Raw genomic sequence first — 20,049 nt, 5'->3', positions numbered from 1 at the left:
GAGGCTCGCCCGAGATGGCGAACTACACCGCCGCCGATGTGAAGCGGCTCCGCGAGCTCACCGGCTCCGGCATGATGGACTGCAAGAAGGCGCTCGAGGAGAACGCGGGCGACTTCGACAAGGCCGTCGAGTTCCTGCGTATCAAGGGCGCCAAGGATGTCGGCAAGCGCGCCGAGCGCGCCACCGCCGAGGGCCTGGTCGTCGCGCAGGACGGCGTCTTGATCGAGATCAACTCCGAGACCGACTTCGTGGCCAAGAACCAGGAGTTCCAGGACGTCGCGAACGCCATCGTGGCTGCCGCCGCGAAGGCTCGCCCGGCCGACCTGGACGCCCTGAAGGCCGTTGAGGTCGACGGCAAGACCGCCGACCAGGTGCTGCAGGAGCTGGCCGCCAAGATCGGCGAGAAGCTCGAGCTGCGCCGCGTCGCCACCTTCGACGGCACCACCACCGTCTACCTGCACAAGCGCGCCACCGACCTGCCGCCCGCCGTCGGCGTTCTGGTCGAGTACACCGGCACCGACGCCGACGCCGCCCGTGCGGCCGGCATGCAGGTCGCGGCCCTCAAGGCCAAGTACCTGACCCGCGAGGACGTCCCGGCCGAGCTCGTCGCCAAGGAGCGCGAGATCGCCGAGGCGACCGCCAAGGAGGAGGGCAAGCCGGAGGCCGCCCTGCCGAAGATCGTCGAGGGTCGCGTCAACGGCTTCTACAAGGACGTCGTCCTGCTGGAGCAGGCGTCGGTCACCGACTCCAAGAAGACCGTCAAGCAGCAGCTGGACGACGCCGGTGTCACCATCACCCGCTTCGTCCGCTTCGAGGTCGGCCAGGCGTAATCGCCTGAAGCATCGAAAAGGCCCCTCGCCCATCGGTTTCCGATGAGCGAGGGGCCTTCTCGTATCGCCGCGCTACCTGGCGCAGTTCCCCCAGCCGCCGCCGGAGGAGCCGTTGATCAGCAGCAATCCCAGCTGCCCCAGCCCGCTGCTGCCCTGACCGCACGGAAGGCTGTAGCCCGAGGCGGAGAGGAGCAGCTCTGCCAGGGTCCCGGTGCCGACCGGGGCGGAGCTGAAGGGATAGATCAACTGCTGGCTGCCGGTCACCCCGCTGCCACTCGAGGTACCCGCGATATCGGAGGTGCTCGGGGGCGCGGCCGGCTCGAGGGTGATGTCGGCTGTGGCGGGGCCCGCGGCGGCGATGGCCCCGGCGATTGCGAGGGTGGCCAGTCCGGCCCGGATGGCGACGTTGCGTGTGTTCACGATTTCTCCTTGTGATTCTGAATGTGATTCTGAATGCCCTACTGCGCCGGGAACGGAATCCGGTTCAGCCGCAGAGTCCGTGGCAGGGGTCCCACGATGGCGGAGCGAGCAGTTCCCCGAGATAACCGAGGAAATTGCTGCTGCCGGAGGGGAGAGTCGGGCTGCTGCTCCCGCTGTCGGTGCCGGTTCGGCGGGCGTGCGGGGTACCTCGGACGAGACCTGCCCGCGCAGCCGATGACGCCCATCGCGAGTGCGAGAGCCGCGAATCCTGTTCGGGCAGTGTGGTTTCTGATCACGACGCGCACCCCGCGCCCATATACCAGGTCCCGGTCGTCAGGCTCATCAGCAGCGCGACCGTGCTGGCGAGAACGCTGTTCGTGTGGGGGTTGGACAGGCTCGTGCACGGGACGTAGTCCAGGGCTTTCAGGATCGTCTCCGCGACGGTGCTGTTGCCCATCGGTGCGGAACTGAAGGGATTGACGAGCTGCTGGCTTCCGGTCGCCGAGCCGGAGGCCGAACCGGAACTGGTTCCGCCGCTGGTTCCGTTCTCCTTCTGGCCGCTTCCGGTCACGGGATTGAAATTGCCGCTGCCGGTGGAGGAGTCGGCGATGGCGGACGGGCTGGAGGACGAGGGGGGCTCGAGGGGGATGTCGGCCGCGGCCGGGCCCGCGGCGGTCGCGAGGGTCGCTGCGAGGGCGAGGGCTGCCAGTCCGGTCCCGACCGTGCGGGTCTTGGTGTCCACGCGCCGAAGATATGTGAAACAGCTTCATTTGAAACAGGATTGAGCGCCCCCTGTTCCTTGGGCAATGCTTCCCGGGGCCGGGCGTCAGGTGGGTCGGTTCTGTAGTGCCGTCAGCTGGTGGATGTCGTGCTTCAGACGTAGCTCGGAGATAGCCTCCGTGGTTGCCGAACCGGACAGTAGCAGGTCGCTCAGCTCGGCGAGGTACTTTTCGTGCCCGGCCGGCGTGACCATGAAAAGCATTCTGGCGGTGGTGGTTCCGGGATTGTGGAAGGCGTGGGGGCAGCCGGCGGGCACGTACATGAAGCTGCCCGGACCGCCGCGGTAGACGGGCGTGCCGTCGGCGGCCTGCCAGGTGAGCCAGTCGCCCACGGCCTCGGCCTCGGGGTGGAAGGCCAGCAGGTCCAGTTCGCCGTCGACGATGTAGAAGATCTCCTCAGCGTGCCCGTGCCAGTGCGCGCCGACGTCGAAACCGGGCGGAACCTCGGCCTCGAAGGCGGACCAGGCATCGGAGTGGTCGGCCCCGACCTTGAGCGTCATGGTGGGCTGCACCTGCTCACCCACGCCGGGTGGCAGCAGCAGGCCGTCGGCGGCCAGTAGTCCGTCGGTCATGGTGTGCTCCTCAGAGGGTCCAGTCGGTGGCGGTCAGCCAGGCGTCGAGGGTCATCAGGTCGGGGAGGGCCGCGCGCAGGGCGGGCACGTCGATGGCCGGGGCGGGGCGGGAGTTGAAGAAGGCGAACATCTTTCCCACCTGCTCGTCGAATGCGCGGATCTGTTCGACGGGGACCTGGACGGTCCGCGGGAGCAATCCGGCTGCGCGCGCGAGGGTTTCGGCGATCTGCGTGGGCGTCGGGCTGTCGCCGGCGAGGGTCAGGGTGCGGCCCAGGAACTCGACGGGGCGGTCGAAGGCCAGGGCGGCGAAGCGGCCGATATCGCGGATGGCGATGAGCGGCATGGGCAGGTCCGACGGGACCGGCAGGGCGAGGACCAGGTGGTCTCCGTCGCGGGCCGGCCGGTTGTAGGTGGCGAAATTGTCCATGAACGACACCGGCCGCAGCACGGTCGCGGGCAGTCCGAGGGCGCGGATGTGGTCCTCGATGTGCTCCTTGGCGTCGTAGTACTCGATGCCGGAGCCCGCTCCGACCCCGTGCAGCGAGCTGTAGACCAGGTGCGCGACACCGGCTTTGGCGGCCAGGTCCGCCACCGCTTTCCCGCGCCGCTCCTCGTCAGCGACGGCGGCCAGGCTGATGTGGACGCCGTCCATCATGGTCAGCATGAGGAACACGCCGTGTGCGCCGTCCATGGCCGTCCGCAGCGATTCCTCGTCGTCCAGGTCGCCGACGGTGAGCTCGGCCCCCGCGTCTCGCAGCCGGCGGGCCTGCGGTGTGTCCGGATTCCGGACGAAGGCCCGGACCGGCCGGCCCCGCTCCAGTAGTGCGGTGGCGGTGGCGCTGCCTTGCCGCCCGGTTGCTCCGATCACCAGTACCGGTCCGTTGTCCGCGCTCATCTCCAGCTCCCGTCGCGTCGATCTCGATTCGACGGTAGGAAGCCGCGTGCGCGCCTGTCCTGGTGGCGATAATGCTAGGCAGGTCTCTGTACAGGGGGACGGCCGAATGGTAAGTGGCAAAGGCACTTCCGGCTCGCATCACGTCTCCGCCCGGCACGCGCAGCTGGGCGAGTTCCTGCGGGCGCAGCGGGCGCGGTTGCAGCCGGGGGACGTGGGCCTGGTGCCGTACGGCGATCCCGCGCGGCGGCGCACGCCCGGATTGCGGCGGGAGGAGGTCGCCGAACTGTCGGGGGTGGGGGTGACCTGGTACACGTGGCTGGAGCAGGGGCGCGAGGTGGCGGCCAGCCGGCAGGTCATCGACGCCCTGGCCCGCACCCTCCGGCTGGATCCCGATCAGCATCGTCACCTGCGGTTTCTGGCCGGTCTCGCGGAGCCGGAGGACGCCGAGCCCGAGGCCGACCGGTCTCGGCTGCAGCGCCTGGTGGACGCGGTCATGCCCAGTCCGGCCAGCGTGTACGACGCCGGATTCGACTATCTGGTCTGGAATCGGGCCTATGTACTGGTCCGCGACGATCCCCTCGCCCTGCCGCCGGAACGCCGCAATCTGCTCTGGATGATGTTCACCGAGAACGCGAACCGCATGCGCATGGCCCATTGGGAGCGTGCGGCGCGCGCTCTGGTCAGTCAGGTGCGCGATGCCGTCGGCCGTCGCCCCGACGATCCCCGGCTGGCCGCCTTGGTGTCGGAATTGTCCGTTGTGAGCCCGGACTTCCGTCGCTGGTGGTCGGAGTATCCGGTGCGCCGATTCCGGCCCGCCACCATTACCGTGCGCCATCCGCGGGCCGGGCCGATCGAACTCGAAGTATTCCAATTGCGCCCGGTCGAGTACCCGAACCTGCTGATGGTGGTGCAGGCGCCCGCCACGCCGGTCGCCGCCGGGCGAATAGCCGCGGTCCTGGCGGCCGGGCAAATCGGGTAAAAGTTACGAATCGGTAGGCCGTATCGAGGGTCGGGTCACGCTCGCCACCGGTCGTGAGGCAGGATGGATGGAGCTTTCAAGCCGTCCCGTGCAACTCGTCGGCCGGGATGGTCTTTTCACGTGCGTGCGCACGCTCGACCGCCGAGACAAGGAGACCGATGACGGACCCGGATACCGCCCCCGATCGCAAGGGATACCGCCGAGTGCTCCTCAAGCTCGGTGGCGAGATGTTCGGCGGTGGTCGGGTGGGTCTCGATCCCGATGTGGTGCAGGCGGTCGCGGAGCAGATCGCCGAGGTCGTCGAGACCGGTGTCCAGGTGGCGGTCGTCATCGGCGGCGGCAACTTCTTCCGCGGCGCCGAGCTCGAGGAGCGCGGCATGGAGCGGGCCCGCTCGGACTACATGGGCATGCTCGGTACCGTCATGAATTCCCTTGCGCTGCAGGACTTCCTGCAGAAGCAGGGCATCGACACCCGGGTGCAGACCGCCATCACCATGGGGCAGGTCGCCGAACCGTACCTGCCGCTGCGGGCCAAGCGGCACCTGGAGAAGGGCCGCGTCGTGATCTTCGGCGCGGGCATGGGCATGCCCTACTTCTCCACCGACACCACCGCCGCCCAGCGCGCGCTGGAGATCGGCGCCGAGGTGGTCCTGATGGCCAAGGCCGTGGACGGCGTCTTCACCGCTGATCCGCGGGAGGACCCCGACGCCACCATGTTCACCGAGATCACCCACAAGGAGGCGTTGGAACGCGGCCTGAAGGTCGCCGATGCCACCGCTTTCAGCCTGTGTATGGACAACCAGATGCCCATGCTGGTGTTCAATCTGTTGACCAAGGGAAATATCGCCCGTGCGGTCGCCGGTGAGAAGATCGGCACGCTGGTCCGGTCATGACCGAGACAAGAACGATGACGCAGTGGAGGAATCGCCGTGATTGAAGAAGCGCTCTTCGACGCCGAGGAAAAAATGGAGAAGGCCGTCTCGGTAGTGAAGGACGATCTGGGCTCCATTCGGACCGGGCGCGCGAATCCCGGCATGTTCTCGCGAGTGGTGGTCGACTACTACGGTTCGCCGACGCCGATCACCCAGATGGCCTCCATCACGGTGCCCGAGCCGCGCATGCTCGTCATCAAGCCCTACGAGCAGTCCCAGCTGCAGCCGATCGAGACCGCGATCCGCAACTCGGACCTCGGGGTGAACCCGACCAACAATGGCGACATCATTCGCGTCAACGTCCCGCAGCTCACCGAGGAGCGCCGGCGGGAAATGGTCAAGCAGGCCAAGTCCAAGGGCGAGGACGCCAAGATCTCGATCCGCAATGTCCGCCGCAAGGCGATGGACGAGCTCGGCCGCATCCAGAAGGACGGCGAGGCGGGCGAGGACGAGGTCGGCCGCGCCGAGAAGGAACTCGACAAGACCACGCAGAAGTACGTCGCACACGTCGACGAACTGGTGAAGCACAAGGAAGCTGAGCTGCTCGAGGTCTAGGACGGCCGACGCCGGCCGGGGGCAGGGACGAACGGACGACAAGTGAGCGACGGGACAATCGTGGCCGAAGAGACTGCCGCCACCGGCGAGATGCCGGAGGACGCCGGCGCACCGCCGGCGGGCGTGGAGTCGGCAGGGCCGGGGAATGACGAGGGGAAGCCGCCGGCGTCGAAGGCGGGTCGCAACCTGCCGGCGGCGCTGGCGGTCGGATTCGGGCTGGGGTTGTCCCTCATCGCGATTCTGCTGTGGGCGCCCAAGGTGCTGATCGGCGTGATCGCGGTGGCGATCGCGGTGGCCACCTGGGAGGTGGCCAAGCGGCTGCGCGAGGCCGATGTGCTGGTGCCCCGGATTCCGCTGCTGGTCGGCGGGCAGGCGGTGGTGTGGCTGGCCTGGCCGTCCGGGCCGCAGGGGGTGCTGGGCGCCTTCGGCGCGACCGCGCTGACGATCATGGTGTGGCGGCTGTTCGACCACGGCCTGCGGGCCACGCCGCGAAACTACCTGCGCGACACCGCCATCGCGGTGTTCGTGCTGGCCTGGATTCCGCTGCTGGCGGCCTTCGCGGTGCTGATGCTGCAGGAGGACGAGGGCAACCTGCGGGTGCTCACCTTCATGATCCTGGTGGTCTGCTCGGACGTGGGCGGCTATGTGGCCGGTGTGCTGTTCGGCAAGCACCCGATGGTGCCGCACATCAGCCCGAAGAAGTCCTGGGAGGGCTTCGGCGGATCGCTGGTGTTCTGCGTGATCGGCGGCCTGCTCACGGTGACGCTGCTGCTGCAGGCGAACTCGATGATCGGCGTGCTGCTCGGCGTGGGCCTGGTGCTGGTGGCGACCAGCGGGGACCTGATCGAATCGCAGGTCAAGCGGGAGCTCGGCATCAAGGACATGGGCACGCTGCTGCCCGGCCACGGCGGGATCATGGATCGCCTGGATTCCATGCTGCCGTCGGCCTTCGTGGCCTGGCTGGTACTCACCGCGCTGCTCTGACGCGTTGAAACGGTTGCTGCTCAGAATGTTTCGGTGGTTCAATGCAGGGGCGCTGACGCGGCAGCGGTGACAGGGGGGCGACCATGGGCGACATCAAGCAGATCGAACTGCCCGACGGCACGGTCATCCATGCCCGGGTCATCTCCGATGAGGACGACCAGGCCGGTGGTGACGCCGGCCTCGGCGACTACTTCAAACTCGAGAAGTTCGGTGACACCGTCAAGGGTGTGGCCGCCTCGGTGCGCCAGAGCGTTTCCGGTCTGCGGGCCGACAAGGTCTCGGTCGAATTCGGGCTGGAGCTGTCCGTCGATGCCCACGGTGTGATGGCCGTGCTGGCCTCCGGCGGTGCGAAGGCGTCGGTGAAGATCAAGCTCGACTGGGAGCTGGATGCGCGCGATGCGGGGGACCAGGCGGCAGGGTGATGCCGGGTGCCAGATGACACAGCCGAACTGCTGAAAGGCGCGACCGCCGAGGTGGTTCCGGTGCCGCGGCGGCGGGATGGGAAGTCGCTCGGCACGGCGTTCCGGGTGGCTCCCGGCTTCGCGATCACCGCCGCGCATGTGGCTCGCACCGAGGGTGCGCGGGTCGAGCTCCGCTTCACCGGTGGGACCTGCGCGGCCGAGGTCGTGGTCGCCCACCCGGCACCACAGGACAGCACTCGGTGGGACTTCGACGATATCGCGGTGCTGCGCATCCTCGAGCCCGACGCGGTGCGGGCAGTCCCCTGCGTGCTCATGGCCGAACCGGTGCCGGAGCCCGGGGACAAGCTGCTCATCTGCGCCTACAACCCGGGCTATGTCGCGGACTTCGTCGAGAACTATCGCGATTGCGTTGTGCGGGAACCGCATCCGCCGAAGTTCTGCACCATCGACGGGACTCGTGCGGTGATCCAGGGCATGTCGGGCGGACCGGTGTGGTCGGTCCGGCACGGCGGGGTGTTCGGGTTGGTGAAGGGGAGCGAGAACTACAACGCACCCCAGGGCGGCGCGGTGGCCCTGCTGCTGGACGGCCTGCGGCGGCTGTGCCCACCGGAGCTCTATCAGGAGATCATCACCTCGCACGACCGGTATCACAGCGCGAATCAGCTGTGGTCGGACCGGTTGTCCGGTCGTTCCGCCGCACTGCGCCGCTGGATGATCGATCTGCACGGCCTGCTCGCGCAGATTCCGGCGGGCCCCGGCCGGCTGGCCCCCGAGGAGTTGGTCAGCCACCTCTTCCGCGACTTCGTCCGGCCGCGTGAGGTGAATCGCCTTGCGACACTGCGCGATCTGGTCGAATTTCTGGGGACCGAGTTCCCGCGGCCCAATGAGGCCCTGGCCCGCTTCTGCATCCTGGTTTCCCGGCTGCTGCCGGGACTCGACAAGGCCGTTCTCGAGGGACTGCAGCGCATCAAGGGGCGCATACTCACGCCCGCGGCACTCGAGGCGCTGGAACAGTATCTGGTGGCGCAGCTGCCCGAGGCCGCGGTGCGCACAACGCTTTTCGGCGTGATTCAGCCCAGCGAAGAGCCGAAGGTCGAGGGGCGGCCCGCATCCTTTCGCTACGAGGTGCACCAGAGATTCGACGACCAGGAAATCCTGCAGATCGAGGACGCACAATCCGATGAGCCCGGCGAATTCGATCTGGTCAAACAGGAATTGAAGTCGGCGCTCGATCGCCAGTTGAGCAAAACCCGGGCAGCGACGCACGGGGTCGAAATCGTCGTCGCGCTGCCCGACGAATTTCTCACCGAGGAACCCCTGTATGAATGGCGGCGCCCGGATGCGCGTCCGTTCAGCAAATACGTGATGCGATTGCGCCGCAGCAGTACCTGGGAAAAGGACGACGAGAAGATCGTCGAAGTCGAGGAGCGTTATCGGCGGCTGCTGCGGCAGGCGTCCGACGGGGTGGTCTGGATCTGCTGTGCCGACCCGCGCGCCCAGGATCTGGGTCTGCTGCAGGAGCTGTTCGTCTACGACGAGGACGATCTGGCGCCGCACGACAGTCTCGCGATCACCGAACCGCCGACCGTGCACGCCCTGGAGGCGTCCCGGAGCAACGCCCTGCCGGTGACGGTCTGGCGCACCGAACGCTGCCCCGATCACCCGGTGGGGGGCGCGCCGTGCGGCGGGTTCCGATTCCACGCGAAGCTGACCGCGTGGCTGCAGAGCGAACCGCCGGCGGACTGGCACGCCGCGGTGTGGCGCGAACAGCGCCGGCCGCAGCCCTCGGCCCAGCGAGATCAGTTCTGGCGCAAGATCGTTTTCCTGTTCGACAAGCCGGGGGAGAGCCGTCGCCGGCCGCCGCTGGCGGGTCCGCGGATGGCATGAGGGAGTGGGGATGACAGCATCCAATTGGCATGTGTTCCATGGTTCGGGGGAGCCGCGGCCCGACGGCTGGGACGCCGTGCCGCCGCCCATGCTGGCGCGCACCTTCACCGGCGCGCCGCTGGTGCCGCCGCCCCGGGAGCGGGCGGATCAGCCCGACCAGATCCGGCGCAAGCTCGGCGCGGGCGACATCGGCGCGCACCAGTTGCGGCCCGACGATCTGGATGTCATCAACGCCGCGCTGCTGTGCCGCAGACCGTTGCTGGTCACGGGCGCACCGGGATTGGGGAAATCCTCGCTGGCCTATCTCATCGCCCGCGAGCTGGCGCTGGGGCCGGTGCTGACCTGGCCGATCACCAGCCGCAGCACGCTGCGCGAGGGGCTCTACCACTACGATGCCCTGCGGCGCTTCGAGGAGGCGCAGCTGCCGGACGCGGGGCGGGTGGAGCTGGCCGACTACATCACGCTCGGACCGCTGGGCACCGCGCTGCTGCCGTACCGGCGGCCGCGGGTGCTGCTGATCGACGAAATCGACAAGGCCGATGTCGATCTGCCCAACGACCTGCTGCACGTCTTCGAGAACGGCGAGTACCAGATCGACGAATTGCGCCGAATTCGGGCGCAGCGCGAGACAGTTGACGTTTTCACCCACGAGGGCCGGGAACAAGTCTCGATTTCCGAGGGTTTCGTGCAGTGCAACGCATTCCCGATCGTGATCTTGACGAGCAATGGGGAGCGCGAATTCCCGCCCGCCTTCCTGCGTCGCTGCCTGCAACTCCAGTTGGCGAAACCCGAACGCGCGCAATTGGAGCGCGTGGTCGCCGCGCATCTGGGAGACTCGGTGGTGCGGGAATATGACGAGATTATCGAGACTTTCATCAGACGACGGGATGATCTGGGAACACTACCGACCGATCGGCTTTTGATCGCTCTGCATGTTCTCACCCGGGCCGCCGGCGACGATCTGAACCAGGAGGGACGGAAACGGCTGGCGGAGCGTCTGATGCAGCCGACGGAGAGCGGGGGCTGAGGTGGGAAGCCTGTCCGAACTGCTGGAGGCTCTGCGCGGGTTGGAGATGGACCCCGACCAGGTCGCCGAAGCGCTCTGGCTCGCCAAGCACATCGAGGATCGGCCCGCGGCCACGACACCGCCGCTACCGCCGGCGGCCGAAGTGCCTGAGTTCGAGCCCATTTCGCCGATTTCGGCCCTATCACCGCCGGACCTGCCGGTGGCGCCCCGGGCCGCGCCTGCCGCGACACCCGGCCGCACCTACGGCTGGCCCTTCCGCGCGGAGATCGAGGTCTCCGCACCCGCACCGCTGGATTCGGAACTGCGGCTGCTGAGCGAATTCCGCCCACTCGGACAACGAATCCCGGATCCCGACCAGCGCGAGTTCGACGAGGACGCGACGGTGCAGCGCAGCGCGAGCACGGGCGTGGCCTGGCCGGTCACCCGCCCGGCGCTGGTGCGCCGGCGCGAGGCCGCGCTGGTGTTCGACCGGCATCCGTCCATGGTCGCCTGGGGCGGCCTGGCCCGCGCGGTGCGAGAGATGGTGGAGAAGGTCGGTTTTCGCCAGGTGCGGGTCTGGTATCTGGACGAGGACGCGGCGGGCGCGCTCCGATTGGCCACGGGCGCACGGGAACCCGCGGACCGGGCGCTGTCGGAGCTCTACGATGCCTCGGGCAGCCGGGTGATCATGGTCTTCAGCGCCTGCCTGGGTGACGCGTGGCAGTGGGGCACGGCCGCTGCCGAACTGCAGCAGCTGGCCAAGGTGTCCCCGGTGGCGGTCATCCAGCCGCTGCCCAGCAGCATCTGGAGTAGGACCGGTCTGAACTGGGAGCAGGGCCGAATAACTGCGGTGATCCCCAACTGTCCCTCGCCGCTGCGCGTGGTCGCGCCGGCGGGTTCCGGCCCGATGCCCGTCCCGGTGCTGGAGATGACCCCGGGCTGGATCGCGCCCTGGACCGACCTGCTGACCGGCCGCCGCCGGGCCGCCGGTTTCCCGCTGCTGAGCCGCCCGGTGAGCGACCCGGACCGCTCGCACACGCTCGCCGCCCGGCAGAACGCTGAACTCGGGGATCGTCCGCTCGAACGGGTGCGCCGCTTCCGTTCGGCCTCCTCACCGGACGCCTTCCGCCTGGCCGCCAGCCTGGCGCAGGTGCCGCTGCTGCTGCCGATCATGCGGCTGGTGCAGCGGGCGGTGCTGCCCGGCACCCGAGCGAGCGTGCTGGCCGAGGTGCTGGCGGGCGGCCTGATCGAGGAGGCCACCGAGACCTCCGCGCCGCCCTACACCATTCCCGAGGACAGCCGGGTGTTCGTCTTCCGGCAGGAGGTCGCGGCCATCCTGCGGGACGCCCTGCCGCGCAGCGAGGCGACCGGGGTGCTGAATGCCGTCTCGCAATTCATCGAGACGCATTACGACGTGCCCGGAAAAGTCTTCCGGGCCACCGTTTCCGAGCCGTCCTCCGGCGGTGGTGCGCCTTTCGCCTATCTGTCACCGGAAACCCTGCGGCGCATTGCCCCGAGCTTTCCCGATCCGCCCAGCGAACCGCCCGACGAGGACGACCGCCGCCGCTATGACGCGGTGCTCAGTGATGCCGTGGCGACGGTCGCGCTGGATGATCCGGATCTCGTGCTTACCCGCTGCCGGTACGCGCTGGCCTCGGTCCCGATGGGTTATCCGCCGCGAATCACGGTGCTGCACAGCATGACAATGCTCTTGCGTGTCCGCTGGGAGCGTTTCGGCGACACCTCGGACCTGGACGAGGCGATCGCGGTGGCGAAAACCGCGCTCACCGAAATGCCCGACGCGGAGGACGATCCGGAATTCGTGGCCGAACTCGGCGGGTTGCTGTTCCGGCGGTATTCCGCGGTCGGCGGGGTGGACTTTCTGATCGATTCCACCCGGGTGCTCCGCATCGTGGCGGAGGCCGTGGACCCGTACGGCCGGCTCGGTGTCCAGGTTTCCGAACAACTCGGTGACGCCCTGGTGCTGCGCTGCGAGGTGGCCGCCGAACCGCTGTACGCATGGGAGGCGATCGATCGATACCGGGCGGCCGTCGAGGGCGTCGACGAGTCGCGTGGGCCGGTGCTGTTGCTCAAACTGGCGCGCGCACGACTGGACGTCGTGGTGTTGTCCGCGTATCCGGACAGCACGGTGGCGGAGCAGCTGCTCGAAGACTTCCGTTATGCCGCACCAGAATTGACGAATGCCGGCACCGAACTGAACGAGGCGGCGCGCGAATTCGTGCGGCGGGTGGAGTCGGGCGCGGCTACCGGGCGGTTGGAAACCACCTTGATGTACCGGCTGGCCGGGATTGTGCGGGCGGCCCTGCCGGGCCTGATGGACTCGCCGGCCGAGCCCGGATCGGCACTGTCGGCAGTGCGGGCACTGCTGGAACTGGCACCGCCGGAAGCGGAGTCCAGCGGTCGATGACGGAGGTCGGCACCCGACGGCGATCACGCTGGGGCATTCGCGTCGCGGCGCTGCTGATGGTGGCGGTGGCGGCCGGGCTCGGCGCGGTCGCGCTGCGCGGCGCGCTGGAATTCGCCACCCCGCGGCTGCTGGGCGCGGTCCTCGCGTTGCATCCTGTCGAGGGTGGGCTGTGGGAGCCGACGCAGGTCCTCGCCCATGACCGCCGCGTGGCTCTGCTGCCCGTCATGGTCGCGGCCGGAATGGTGCTGGCCGTGCTGTTTTCGCGGTGCAACGGAACCTCGGTCGATCGCACCGACCGGACCCCGGTCAATGGCACCGATGGCGTGATCGCCGCGATCAACGGGCGGGATCTGGCCGGTCTGGATACCCGTGGCGCGGTGGTGAAGCTGGCCGGGACCACCGTCACGCTGGGCGCGGGCGGGTCCGGCGGGACCGAGGGGCCGGTGGTGCAGGTGTCGGCATCGCTGGCGGCGGTGGTGGCGCGGCGGCTGCGATTATCGGAGGGGGAGAGCGGGCTGCTCGTGGCGGCCGCGATGGGGGCGGGTGTCGCCGCGCTGTTCCAGGCGCCGATCGGGGGCGCTCTGCTGGCCGGGGAACTGTTGCGCAGGCGCGGAATCGATTGGACGGCACTGATTGTCGCGATTCCCGCTGCCTTCATCGCCTTCGGTGTCTTCGTCTCGGTGTACGGTTATCGGCCTTTGTTCGGTGCCGCGCAACTCGGCGGTGTCGGGAGCTGGACCTCCCTGGCCTTGCTGGCAGCCACCGGGCTGAGCTGCGGCCTGCTGGCCCATGTGTACGTGTGGACCTTCGGGAGCACCGGGCGGGTGCTGGCTCCGCTGCGCCGGTGGCCGGTAGTTGCCGCAGCCGTGGGCGGCGCCGCAGTGGGTGCCGTTGGCATCGTTGTTCCCATGACCCTCGGGACCGGCTACGGCTCGGTGGCCGCCGAACTGTCGGAGGTCCGGGTCGCGGCAATTCCCCTGGGGGTCTTGGCGATTCTGCCGCTGGTCAAGATTGCCGCCACCGCCGTGACGTTGCAGTGGGGCGGCGTGGGCGGCGTCTTCGGACCGGCGATGGTGATCGGCGCCTCGGCCGGGGCGCTGTGCTGGCGGCTCGCGGTGGCCGCCGGCGCGCACCCGGGCCCGGTCGCGCTGTTCGCCCTGACCGGTCTGGCGGCCACCCTCGGTCCCGCGGTGCGCGCGCCCTGGGCCGCGCTCTTCCTCGCCACCGAGGCGAGCGGAAACCTGCTGCCGCCCCTCGGCATGCTCATCGCTGTCGCCGTGGCCTACCGGTGCGCGGGCGGCGCCACGCTGTTCCCGAGTCAGTTGAATGCTCAATTTCCAAGGCGCTACCGGCAATTGGAGGTTTCGGTTATGTTGAAATCAGCCGCCGGTGTCAACAGAAGGTGGGCGGATCGCATGTTCGGTGGGGTCTGGTCGCGACACCGGAAACGGTCGGATCCGCCCGGGGGAGGATGTGCGATGGAGCCTGAGACGGCGCGTGGTGTTCCCGATTTGTCCGATATTTCGCTGGATGTGCTGGCTCGTTCCGATCGGCCGGATATCGGGCAGGCACTGCGGATCGCCCTGGCGCGCAGGGCATCCGCCGGGATCATCTTCGCCGGGCACAGCGCGGGTGGCGCATGAAGGAGCGCAGCGCGGGTGGCGCATGACTGCGCGGCGGATCGGGTCATGAGGTCCCGATTGAGCTGCGGCACAGAGCAGCTGGCGACCCTGACGGTACCGGCGGATCAGATCGACGCCCTGGCACGGCTGTCCGACGAGCCGGGCACCCTGGGCCTGCTGCAGCGATCCCGGCTCAGCCGGAACCTGGCCTTCCTGGCCGCCATCGTCCGCGCACCCGTGTCCGATGACTCTGTGCGCACCGCATTCGAGCTACTGGCCGAGATACAGCGCAAGCACCCCGACGCGGTGCGGGATACCCTGCAGCACCCGCGATTCGGGGCCTGGGCCGCGGTGTGCGCCGCGGCGCTCGCGGCCGACGGGGCGGACGGGGTCGCCGATGCGGTGCCCGCCGCACACCTGGCCTCGTTCGCCGCGGCGGCCGCGATCCGGACGGGGACGCCGTTCGACCTGTGGTTGCCGGCGAGCGGGGACACCGTCGTGGTGCCGGGACTGGGCTGCTGGACCGGCCCGGCCGCGGACCCGGCCCGGGTGCGTTCCACCGGTTCGACGACGCCACCCGAGATCGGACAGCCGTGGATGTCGGTGCGGCGGTTGGCCGCTCGCCTCCCGGACGGTGTGGTCACCGTGGAGTTCGACGACCTGCCGCCGACACCCGCCGCCTGGCCGGACCTCGCGCCCGCTGATCCGCGGCGTCGCTGGCAGCCCTGCCCGGAATCCGAATTCGACGGCTGGCAGCGATTGTTCGAACCCGCGCTGAAGCTGCTCTGGCAGACCGTGCCCGAGCTGGCCGGACCGCTGTGCCGGGGCATGCGGGCGATCATGCCGCGGTCGCAGGGCGCGTCCAGCTTCGTCAGCTCCACGCTGGCCGACTCCTTCGGCGCGGCCGCCATGGTGCGGCCGCCGGACGAGCTGGCCGCCGCGACCGCACTGCTGCACGAATTCCAGCACTCGAAGCTGTGCGCGCTGATGGAGGTCGTGCCACTCATCGCCGTCGAGGGCGCGGCCGACCTGCCCTCGCCGTGGCGGCGGGAGCCGCGGCCGGCCAGCGCTGTGCTGCACGGCATCTATGCGCATCTGGCGGTGGCGCGACTGCATGCGCGGGCGTCCCGGCCCGAGGGCTACCACGTCGACGGCGTCCTGGTGCGTGAGCAGACCCTCGACGCCTGCGACACCCTGCTGCACTCGGATCGGTTGACCCCGACCGGTCACCGCTTCGTCCAGCTCATGCGACACACCGCACTTCACGACGGCCGCACCGCGGCCACGAACCGGCGAACGGAGTAGAGACCCTTGGCATCGATTCCGCCGCAACCGATTCCGGCCGACCAGCCGATCGTGGTTGTGCATGCGCCCGAGGACGCGGTCTGGGGGCTGTGGATTCAGCAGGTGTGCGCGGGCGTCGGCCTCGATGTCCGCACCCGGCGGCTGAACGGGACCGATCCCGCCGAGCCGGCCGGCACGGTGGTGCTGGTGGTCAGCGTGAACTTCGTCCGGGCGGCCGGGTTCTCGCAGCAGGATTGGGCGCGGCTTGCCGATCGGGCGGGCGTGCTCGCCGTCCTGGTCGGCGCCGCCGACGTGCCCGCCGACGCGGACCGCATACCGGTGGTCAACCTCCGCGTGCTGCCCAGTGCGCAGCAGGCGCGGGCGCGAGTCCTGAACGCGCTCGGCCACACGGCGTCCGCCACCGTGCCGGAGACGCTGCGGCAGGCCGGCCGATTGCAGGTGCGCTACCCCCGGGAGCAGATGTACCCCGGGTATCAATCCATGACCATGCCCCAGTACCAGGCGGATTGGTTCTTCGGCCGCGAGCAGGAGATGGAGGACATCCGCGCCCGGCTGGACGCCGAGAACGTCGTGGTGCTGACCGGCCGGCCCGGCAGCGGCAAGACCTGGCTGGCCGCCGCGTACGTGCACCGCTTTCGGTCGCAATACGATCTGATCGCCTGGATCCCCGGTGAGAACGGCGCGGTGCTGCGCGCCGAGCTGGGCAAGCTGGCCGAGCCGCTCGGCCTGCCGGACTCGCTGCCGCGGGAGACCCTGCACCTGGATGTGGTGCAGGCGCTGCGCACCCTAAGCAAGCGCTACCTGATCATCTACGACAATGTGACGCCGGACCGGTACCGGGCCGCTGGCGAGCGGTTTCCCTTGCCGCGCAAGCCCGCACGCCTGTCCGAGGTGATCCCGTGGGACGGTCCCGGCCATGTGCTGCTGACGTCGAAGGCCCGCGATTGGGATGAGCCGCAGCCGATCACGGTGCCGCGCTTCTCGGAGCAGGAGGGCATCGACTTCCTGCAGCGGCACGTCCGGGCGCTCCCGGACGATCTGGCCAAGGGATTGAGCGCGGCCGTCGACGGCAGCCCGGTGCTGCTGAACGCGCTCGCGCACCGCGGGGCGGGCGGCGCCGACGTCATCGACGAGACCTTCGTGCGCTCGGTGGCCGACAAACCGTTCCCGTTGCTGGCGGATGGGTTGTACCGGCAGGCGGCGCTGATCTTCGGCGGCGTGGTGCAACCGCTGATCGAATCCCCGGTGGGCAGTGACGAATGGGCCGCCGGCCGGCTGCTGCAATTGCTCACCGCGTTCCAGGAGGGGCAGCCGATCCCGTTGGCGCTGTTGATCTCCCAGCTACCGGGCACCGAGCGGCGACCGGGGCGCAGGCTGCCCGCGCCACTGCGGGACGCGCTGATCACCGAACATCGCCGCCGGAACGTGCTCACCCTCGCGACCCGGGATTCGGTGGCCGACGTCTGCCGTGATCCGTTCACCGATCGGGGCCAGGCGTTGAAGATCCACGCCGTGCCGTGGCACGGCATCCGGGACTATCTGGGCGCACCCGTCGTCGAGGAGAACCGGCACGTCGTGCACGGCATGCTGTGCGATGCCGACCCGCAGCGCACGGATCTGCCCGCGCTCTGGCAGCGGTACCTGTGGCTGTGGCAGCAGCTCGACTGCTCCGAGGCGCTGACCTGCCGGCAGGTGGCGGATCCGCAGGGCACCTGTGCGCAGCTGCCCGCGCTGATCCAGCACGTGGTGGACGCGCTCGGGGTGCAGGGCGAATTGACCGCCGCCGCGGGGCTCGGCCTGCGGGCCGCGGAAAGCTACTCGGAGCTGCTGGGTCCCGACCACATCGGCGTGGTCCGCATCCGGGTCGTCACCGGAAATGCCCTGTGGCAGCTGGGCCGTTCGGCCGAGGCCCGCGATGTGGCGGCGGCGGCCCGGGCCGGTGTGGAACGGCAGCGCGAGCGGTATCCGGAGGAACACGTGTGGTCCAGCGATCTGCTGGCCGCCTGCATGCGCACGGCGGGGGACTGGGCCGGAGCGGTCGAGGTCAACGAGGAGTCGTTCCGATGGGCGCGAGATCATCTGGGCGACAGTCATATCGAGACCATTCGTGCCGAGCACAATCTCGCCGTGGCCTACCGGATGGTCGGCCGCTTCGCCGATGCCATGGACGCCGATGTCGCGAACTACGACCGGTTCCGTAACGATCCGCTACTGGCCTCCGAAGCGGTCCTGAAGTTGCACTGCGTCAACAATGTTGCGCGCAACCACCGCGAGCTGGGTGACGTCGAGGCGTCCGTGGTGCTGCAGGAGCAGGTGCTGCGGGATTTCGTCGAACTGTTCGAGAATCCGCGGCAGCAGCACATCCTGCGGGCTCGCAAGAACCTCGCCGTGTCCTACCGCAAGTCCGGGCGGTACGCGCAGGCGCTGGAGATGCAGTGCGCGGCGCTGGCCGACCATGTCGAGGTGTACGGGGAGGAGCATCCCGAATCCGTCGCCGCCCGAACGAATGTCGCCAATGACTACCGGATGACCGGGGATCTCGGTGCGGCGCTGCGGTACGCGGCCGAGGCGTACCGGATCTGCCGGACGGTGCGGCCGGATCATCCGTACACCGCCGCGTGCGCGGTCAACCACGCGGCGGCGCTGCGGGCGCTCGGGCGGTACGACGAAGCGCTGCAGGCGGATCTGGAAGGGGTGCGGATCTTCCTGGACCGGCTGGGGCCCGATCATCCGTACACCCTCGCCGCCAAGACCGACGTGGCCTCGGATCTGGCGGGACTGGGACGCCGGGCGGAGGCCGCCGAACTCGGGGCCGACACCCTGGCGCGGCTGCGGCGGGCGCGCGGCGGCTGGCATCCCTACACCCTGCAGTGCGCGCTCAACCTCAGCCTGGATTGGCGTGCGCAGGGCCGCATCGAGGCCGCTGACGACCTGGAACAGGACACCCTGGAGGCCTACGCGGCCACCCTCGGCCCCGATCATCCGGAATCGCGGGCGGCCGCCGCCCGGATGCGGGGCGCCTGCGACGTGGAGCCGCCGCCCATGTGACGGCGCTTACTGTGAGGAACGCGATTCCCCCGGACGGCGTCGGCCCGCCGGGGGATGGGACACTGGAACGGTTATGACTACCCCCTTGCCCCTCGTTTTCGACGCCCCTCGTCGCGGCATGCCGCCGCGGCATCTCGCCGACCTCGATTCGCAGGAGCGCAAGACGGTGGTCGAGGAGCTCGGCCTGCCGAAGTTCCGCGCCGATCAGATCGCGCGCCAGTACTACGGACGGCTGGTCGCCGACCCGGCCCAGATGACCGATCTGCCGGAGGCCATGCGGTCCACCGTCGCCGAGGCGCTGTTCCCGCCGCTACTCACCGAGGTCCGGCACATCGAATGTGACGACGGGACCACCCGCAAATCCCTGTGGCGGGCGAACGACGGCACGCTGCTCGAATCGGTGCTGATGCGCTATCCCGACCGCAACACCCTGTGCATCTCGTCGCAGGCGGGTTGCGGCATGGCGTGCCCCTTCTGCGCCACCGGCCAGGGCGGCCTGAACCGCAACCTGTCCACCGCCGAAATCGTCGATCAGGTCCGCGCCGCCGCGGCCGCCCTGCGCGACGGCGAGGTCGCCGGCGGCCCCGGCCGCCTGTCCAACATCGTGTTCATGGGCATGGGCGAGCCGCTGGCCAACTACAAGCGCGTGGTCAACGCGGTCCGCCGTATCACCTCTCCCGCCCCCGACGGCCTCGGCATCTCCCAGCGCAATGTGGTCGTCTCCACGGTGGGTCTGGCTCCGGCGATCCGCAAGCTGGCCGACGAGGGCCTGTCGGTGACTCTTGCGGTCTCCCTGCACACTCCGGACGACGAACTCCGAGACACATTGGTGCCGGTCAACAATCGCTGGCCGGTGGCTGAAGTCCTCGACGCCGCACGCTATTACGCTGACAAGTCCGGTCGCAGAGTGTCGATCGAGTACGCCCTGATCCGCGATATCAACGATCACCCGTGGCGGGCGGACATGCTCGGTAAGAAGCTGCACCAGGCGTTGGGTTCGCGTGTGCATGTGAATCTGATTCCGTTGAATCCCACGCCGGGGAGCAAGTGGGATGCGAGTCCGAAACCTGTTGAGCGGGAGTTCGTTCGGCGGGTGCAGGCTCAGGGTGTGCCCTGCACGGTGCGGGATACGCGCGGGCAGGAGATCGCGGCGGCGTGCGGCCAACTCGCCGCCGAGGGATAGCAATCAAGGCTTGCGAGATCGCGGCGGGCAAGACATGCCGGACCGGCAAATGGTCGATCGTGCGCCCGGGTAGGCGGTAAATCGCCCGGGTCTCGGCAGTGGAATCGCCGTGCGCTCGGCGGCACTGTCCGTCCTGCCAGGAAGGGACCCCGAGAGACAACAGGCATAGTGGCAGCCCTGCACGGGTATTCCGCCTGCTGTC

General features: G+C 69.2%; 17 protein-coding genes. 13 read left to right on the top strand and 4 right to left on the bottom strand.

The annotated features are described in order from the left end of the window. The first annotated feature begins 14 nt into the window (after positions 1 to 14). Positions 15 to 830: a translation elongation factor Ts gene (gene tsf / locus ACFXIV_RS32875; RefSeq protein WP_379401175.1), complete on the top strand. Its 816-nt coding sequence runs from the start codon at positions 15 to 17 to the stop codon at positions 828 to 830. 72 nt (positions 831 to 902) lie between these two features. Here tsf and ACFXIV_RS32870 read toward each other — a convergent pair whose 3' ends face one another. The 4 genes from ACFXIV_RS32870 to ACFXIV_RS32855 all read right to left on the bottom strand — a co-directional run bounded on the left by ACFXIV_RS32870 (position 903) and on the right by ACFXIV_RS32855 (position 3,496). Continuing rightward, positions 903 to 1,250 (bottom strand): hypothetical protein, encoded by a 348-nt coding sequence (locus ACFXIV_RS32870; protein ID WP_379401176.1) that lies wholly within the window; start codon positions 1,248 to 1,250, stop codon positions 903 to 905. A 292-nt stretch (positions 1,251 to 1,542) separates the two neighbouring features. Then, positions 1,543 to 1,992 (bottom strand): hypothetical protein, encoded by a 450-nt coding sequence (locus ACFXIV_RS32865; RefSeq protein WP_379401177.1) that lies wholly within the window; start codon positions 1,990 to 1,992, stop codon positions 1,543 to 1,545. 84 nt (positions 1,993 to 2,076) lie between these two features. Continuing rightward, the gene (locus ACFXIV_RS32860) at positions 2,077 to 2,601 is read right to left on the bottom strand and encodes a cupin domain-containing protein (protein WP_379401178.1); all 525 of its coding nucleotides are present in this window, start codon (positions 2,599 to 2,601) and stop codon (positions 2,077 to 2,079) included. A 10-nt stretch (positions 2,602 to 2,611) separates the two neighbouring features. Beyond that, a complete protein-coding gene (locus ACFXIV_RS32855; RefSeq protein ID WP_379401179.1) occupies positions 2,612 to 3,496 on the bottom strand; it encodes an NmrA/HSCARG family protein in 885 nt (294 codons plus the stop codon). Positions 3,497 to 3,602: 106 nt separating this feature from the next. Between ACFXIV_RS32855 and ACFXIV_RS32850 the strand changes: the two genes are divergently transcribed. The 12 genes from ACFXIV_RS32850 to rlmN all read left to right on the top strand — a co-directional run bounded on the left by ACFXIV_RS32850 (position 3,603) and on the right by rlmN (position 19,847). Next, positions 3,603 to 4,475, top strand: a complete 873-nt coding sequence (locus ACFXIV_RS32850) for a helix-turn-helix transcriptional regulator (RefSeq protein ID WP_379401180.1) — start codon at positions 3,603 to 3,605, stop codon at positions 4,473 to 4,475. A 158-nt stretch (positions 4,476 to 4,633) separates the two neighbouring features. Then, positions 4,634 to 5,368, top strand: a complete 735-nt coding sequence (gene pyrH / locus ACFXIV_RS32845; protein WP_040859803.1) for a UMP kinase — start codon at positions 4,634 to 4,636, stop codon at positions 5,366 to 5,368. A gap of 36 nt (positions 5,369 to 5,404) precedes the next feature. Further along, complete coding sequence (gene frr / locus ACFXIV_RS32840) at positions 5,405 to 5,962, top strand: ribosome recycling factor (protein ID WP_354837666.1); 558 nt, start codon at positions 5,405 to 5,407, stop codon at positions 5,960 to 5,962. A 90-nt stretch (positions 5,963 to 6,052) separates the two neighbouring features. Continuing rightward, complete coding sequence (locus tag ACFXIV_RS32835) at positions 6,053 to 6,946, top strand: phosphatidate cytidylyltransferase (RefSeq protein ID WP_379401220.1); 894 nt, start codon at positions 6,053 to 6,055, stop codon at positions 6,944 to 6,946. Between the two features lie 83 nt (positions 6,947 to 7,029). Beyond that, a complete protein-coding gene (locus ACFXIV_RS32830) occupies positions 7,030 to 7,368 on the top strand; it encodes a CU044_2847 family protein (RefSeq protein ID WP_379401182.1) in 339 nt (112 codons plus the stop codon). 6 nt (positions 7,369 to 7,374) lie between these two features. Further along, complete coding sequence (locus ACFXIV_RS32825) at positions 7,375 to 9,255, top strand: trypsin-like serine peptidase (protein ID WP_379401183.1); 1,881 nt, start codon at positions 7,375 to 7,377, stop codon at positions 9,253 to 9,255. 10 nt (positions 9,256 to 9,265) lie between these two features. Then, positions 9,266 to 10,282 carry an AAA family ATPase gene (locus ACFXIV_RS32820; RefSeq protein WP_379401184.1) on the top strand — a complete coding sequence of 339 codons (1,017 nt, stop codon included), beginning with the start codon at positions 9,266 to 9,268 and terminating at the stop codon, positions 10,280 to 10,282. Position 10,283: 1 nt separating this feature from the next. Continuing rightward, positions 10,284 to 12,689: an SAV_2336 N-terminal domain-related protein gene (locus tag ACFXIV_RS32815; RefSeq protein ID WP_379401185.1), complete on the top strand. Its 2,406-nt coding sequence runs from the start codon at positions 10,284 to 10,286 to the stop codon at positions 12,687 to 12,689. Further along, a complete protein-coding gene (locus tag ACFXIV_RS32810) occupies positions 12,686 to 14,332 on the top strand; it encodes a chloride channel protein (protein WP_379401186.1) in 1,647 nt (548 codons plus the stop codon). Before ACFXIV_RS32815 ends, ACFXIV_RS32810 begins: the two co-directional genes overlap by 4 nt. A 45-nt stretch (positions 14,333 to 14,377) precedes the next feature. Continuing rightward, entirely contained in the window at positions 14,378 to 15,616 is a 1,239-nt protein-coding gene (locus tag ACFXIV_RS32805; protein ID WP_379401187.1) for an aKG-HExxH-type peptide beta-hydroxylase, read from the top strand. Between the two features lie 6 nt (positions 15,617 to 15,622). After that, entirely contained in the window at positions 15,623 to 18,664 is a 3,042-nt protein-coding gene (fxsT, locus tag ACFXIV_RS32800; protein ID WP_379401188.1) for an FxSxx-COOH system tetratricopeptide repeat protein, read from the top strand. A 73-nt stretch (positions 18,665 to 18,737) separates the two neighbouring features. Continuing rightward, positions 18,738 to 19,847: a 23S rRNA (adenine(2503)-C(2))-methyltransferase RlmN gene (rlmN, locus tag ACFXIV_RS32795; RefSeq protein ID WP_379401189.1), complete on the top strand. Its 1,110-nt coding sequence runs from the start codon at positions 18,738 to 18,740 to the stop codon at positions 19,845 to 19,847. The last annotated feature ends 202 nt before the right edge of the window (positions 19,848 to 20,049 follow it).

Source organism: Nocardia sp. NPDC059236 (assembly GCF_042754085.1).
Lineage (GTDB): Bacteria > Actinomycetota > Actinomycetes > Mycobacteriales > Mycobacteriaceae > Nocardia.
This window is presented reverse-complemented; position numbering and strand designations above follow the sequence as displayed.

Excerpts from the sequence above, each read along its gene's own strand:
- tsf (WP_379401175.1), top strand. The coding sequence starts at position 15 with ATGGCGAACTACACCGCCGCCGATGTGAAGCGGCTCCGCGAGCTCACC.
- ACFXIV_RS32860 (WP_379401178.1), bottom strand. The coding sequence starts at position 2,601 with ATGACCGACGGACTACTGGCCGCCGACGGCCTGCTGCTGCCACCCGGC.
- ACFXIV_RS32855 (WP_379401179.1), bottom strand. The coding sequence starts at position 3,496 with ATGAGCGCGGACAACGGACCGGTACTGGTGATCGGAGCAACCGGGCGG.
- ACFXIV_RS32850 (WP_379401180.1), top strand. The coding sequence starts at position 3,603 with ATGGTAAGTGGCAAAGGCACTTCCGGCTCGCATCACGTCTCCGCCCGG.
- pyrH (WP_040859803.1), top strand. The coding sequence starts at position 4,634 with ATGACGGACCCGGATACCGCCCCCGATCGCAAGGGATACCGCCGAGTG.
- ACFXIV_RS32835 (WP_379401220.1), top strand. The coding sequence starts at position 6,053 with ATGCCGGAGGACGCCGGCGCACCGCCGGCGGGCGTGGAGTCGGCAGGG.
- ACFXIV_RS32830 (WP_379401182.1), top strand. The coding sequence starts at position 7,030 with ATGGGCGACATCAAGCAGATCGAACTGCCCGACGGCACGGTCATCCAT.
- ACFXIV_RS32820 (WP_379401184.1), top strand. The coding sequence starts at position 9,266 with ATGACAGCATCCAATTGGCATGTGTTCCATGGTTCGGGGGAGCCGCGG.
- ACFXIV_RS32810 (WP_379401186.1), top strand. The coding sequence starts at position 12,686 with ATGACGGAGGTCGGCACCCGACGGCGATCACGCTGGGGCATTCGCGTC.
- ACFXIV_RS32805 (WP_379401187.1), top strand. The coding sequence starts at position 14,378 with ATGAGGTCCCGATTGAGCTGCGGCACAGAGCAGCTGGCGACCCTGACG.
- rlmN (WP_379401189.1), top strand. The coding sequence starts at position 18,738 with ATGACTACCCCCTTGCCCCTCGTTTTCGACGCCCCTCGTCGCGGCATG.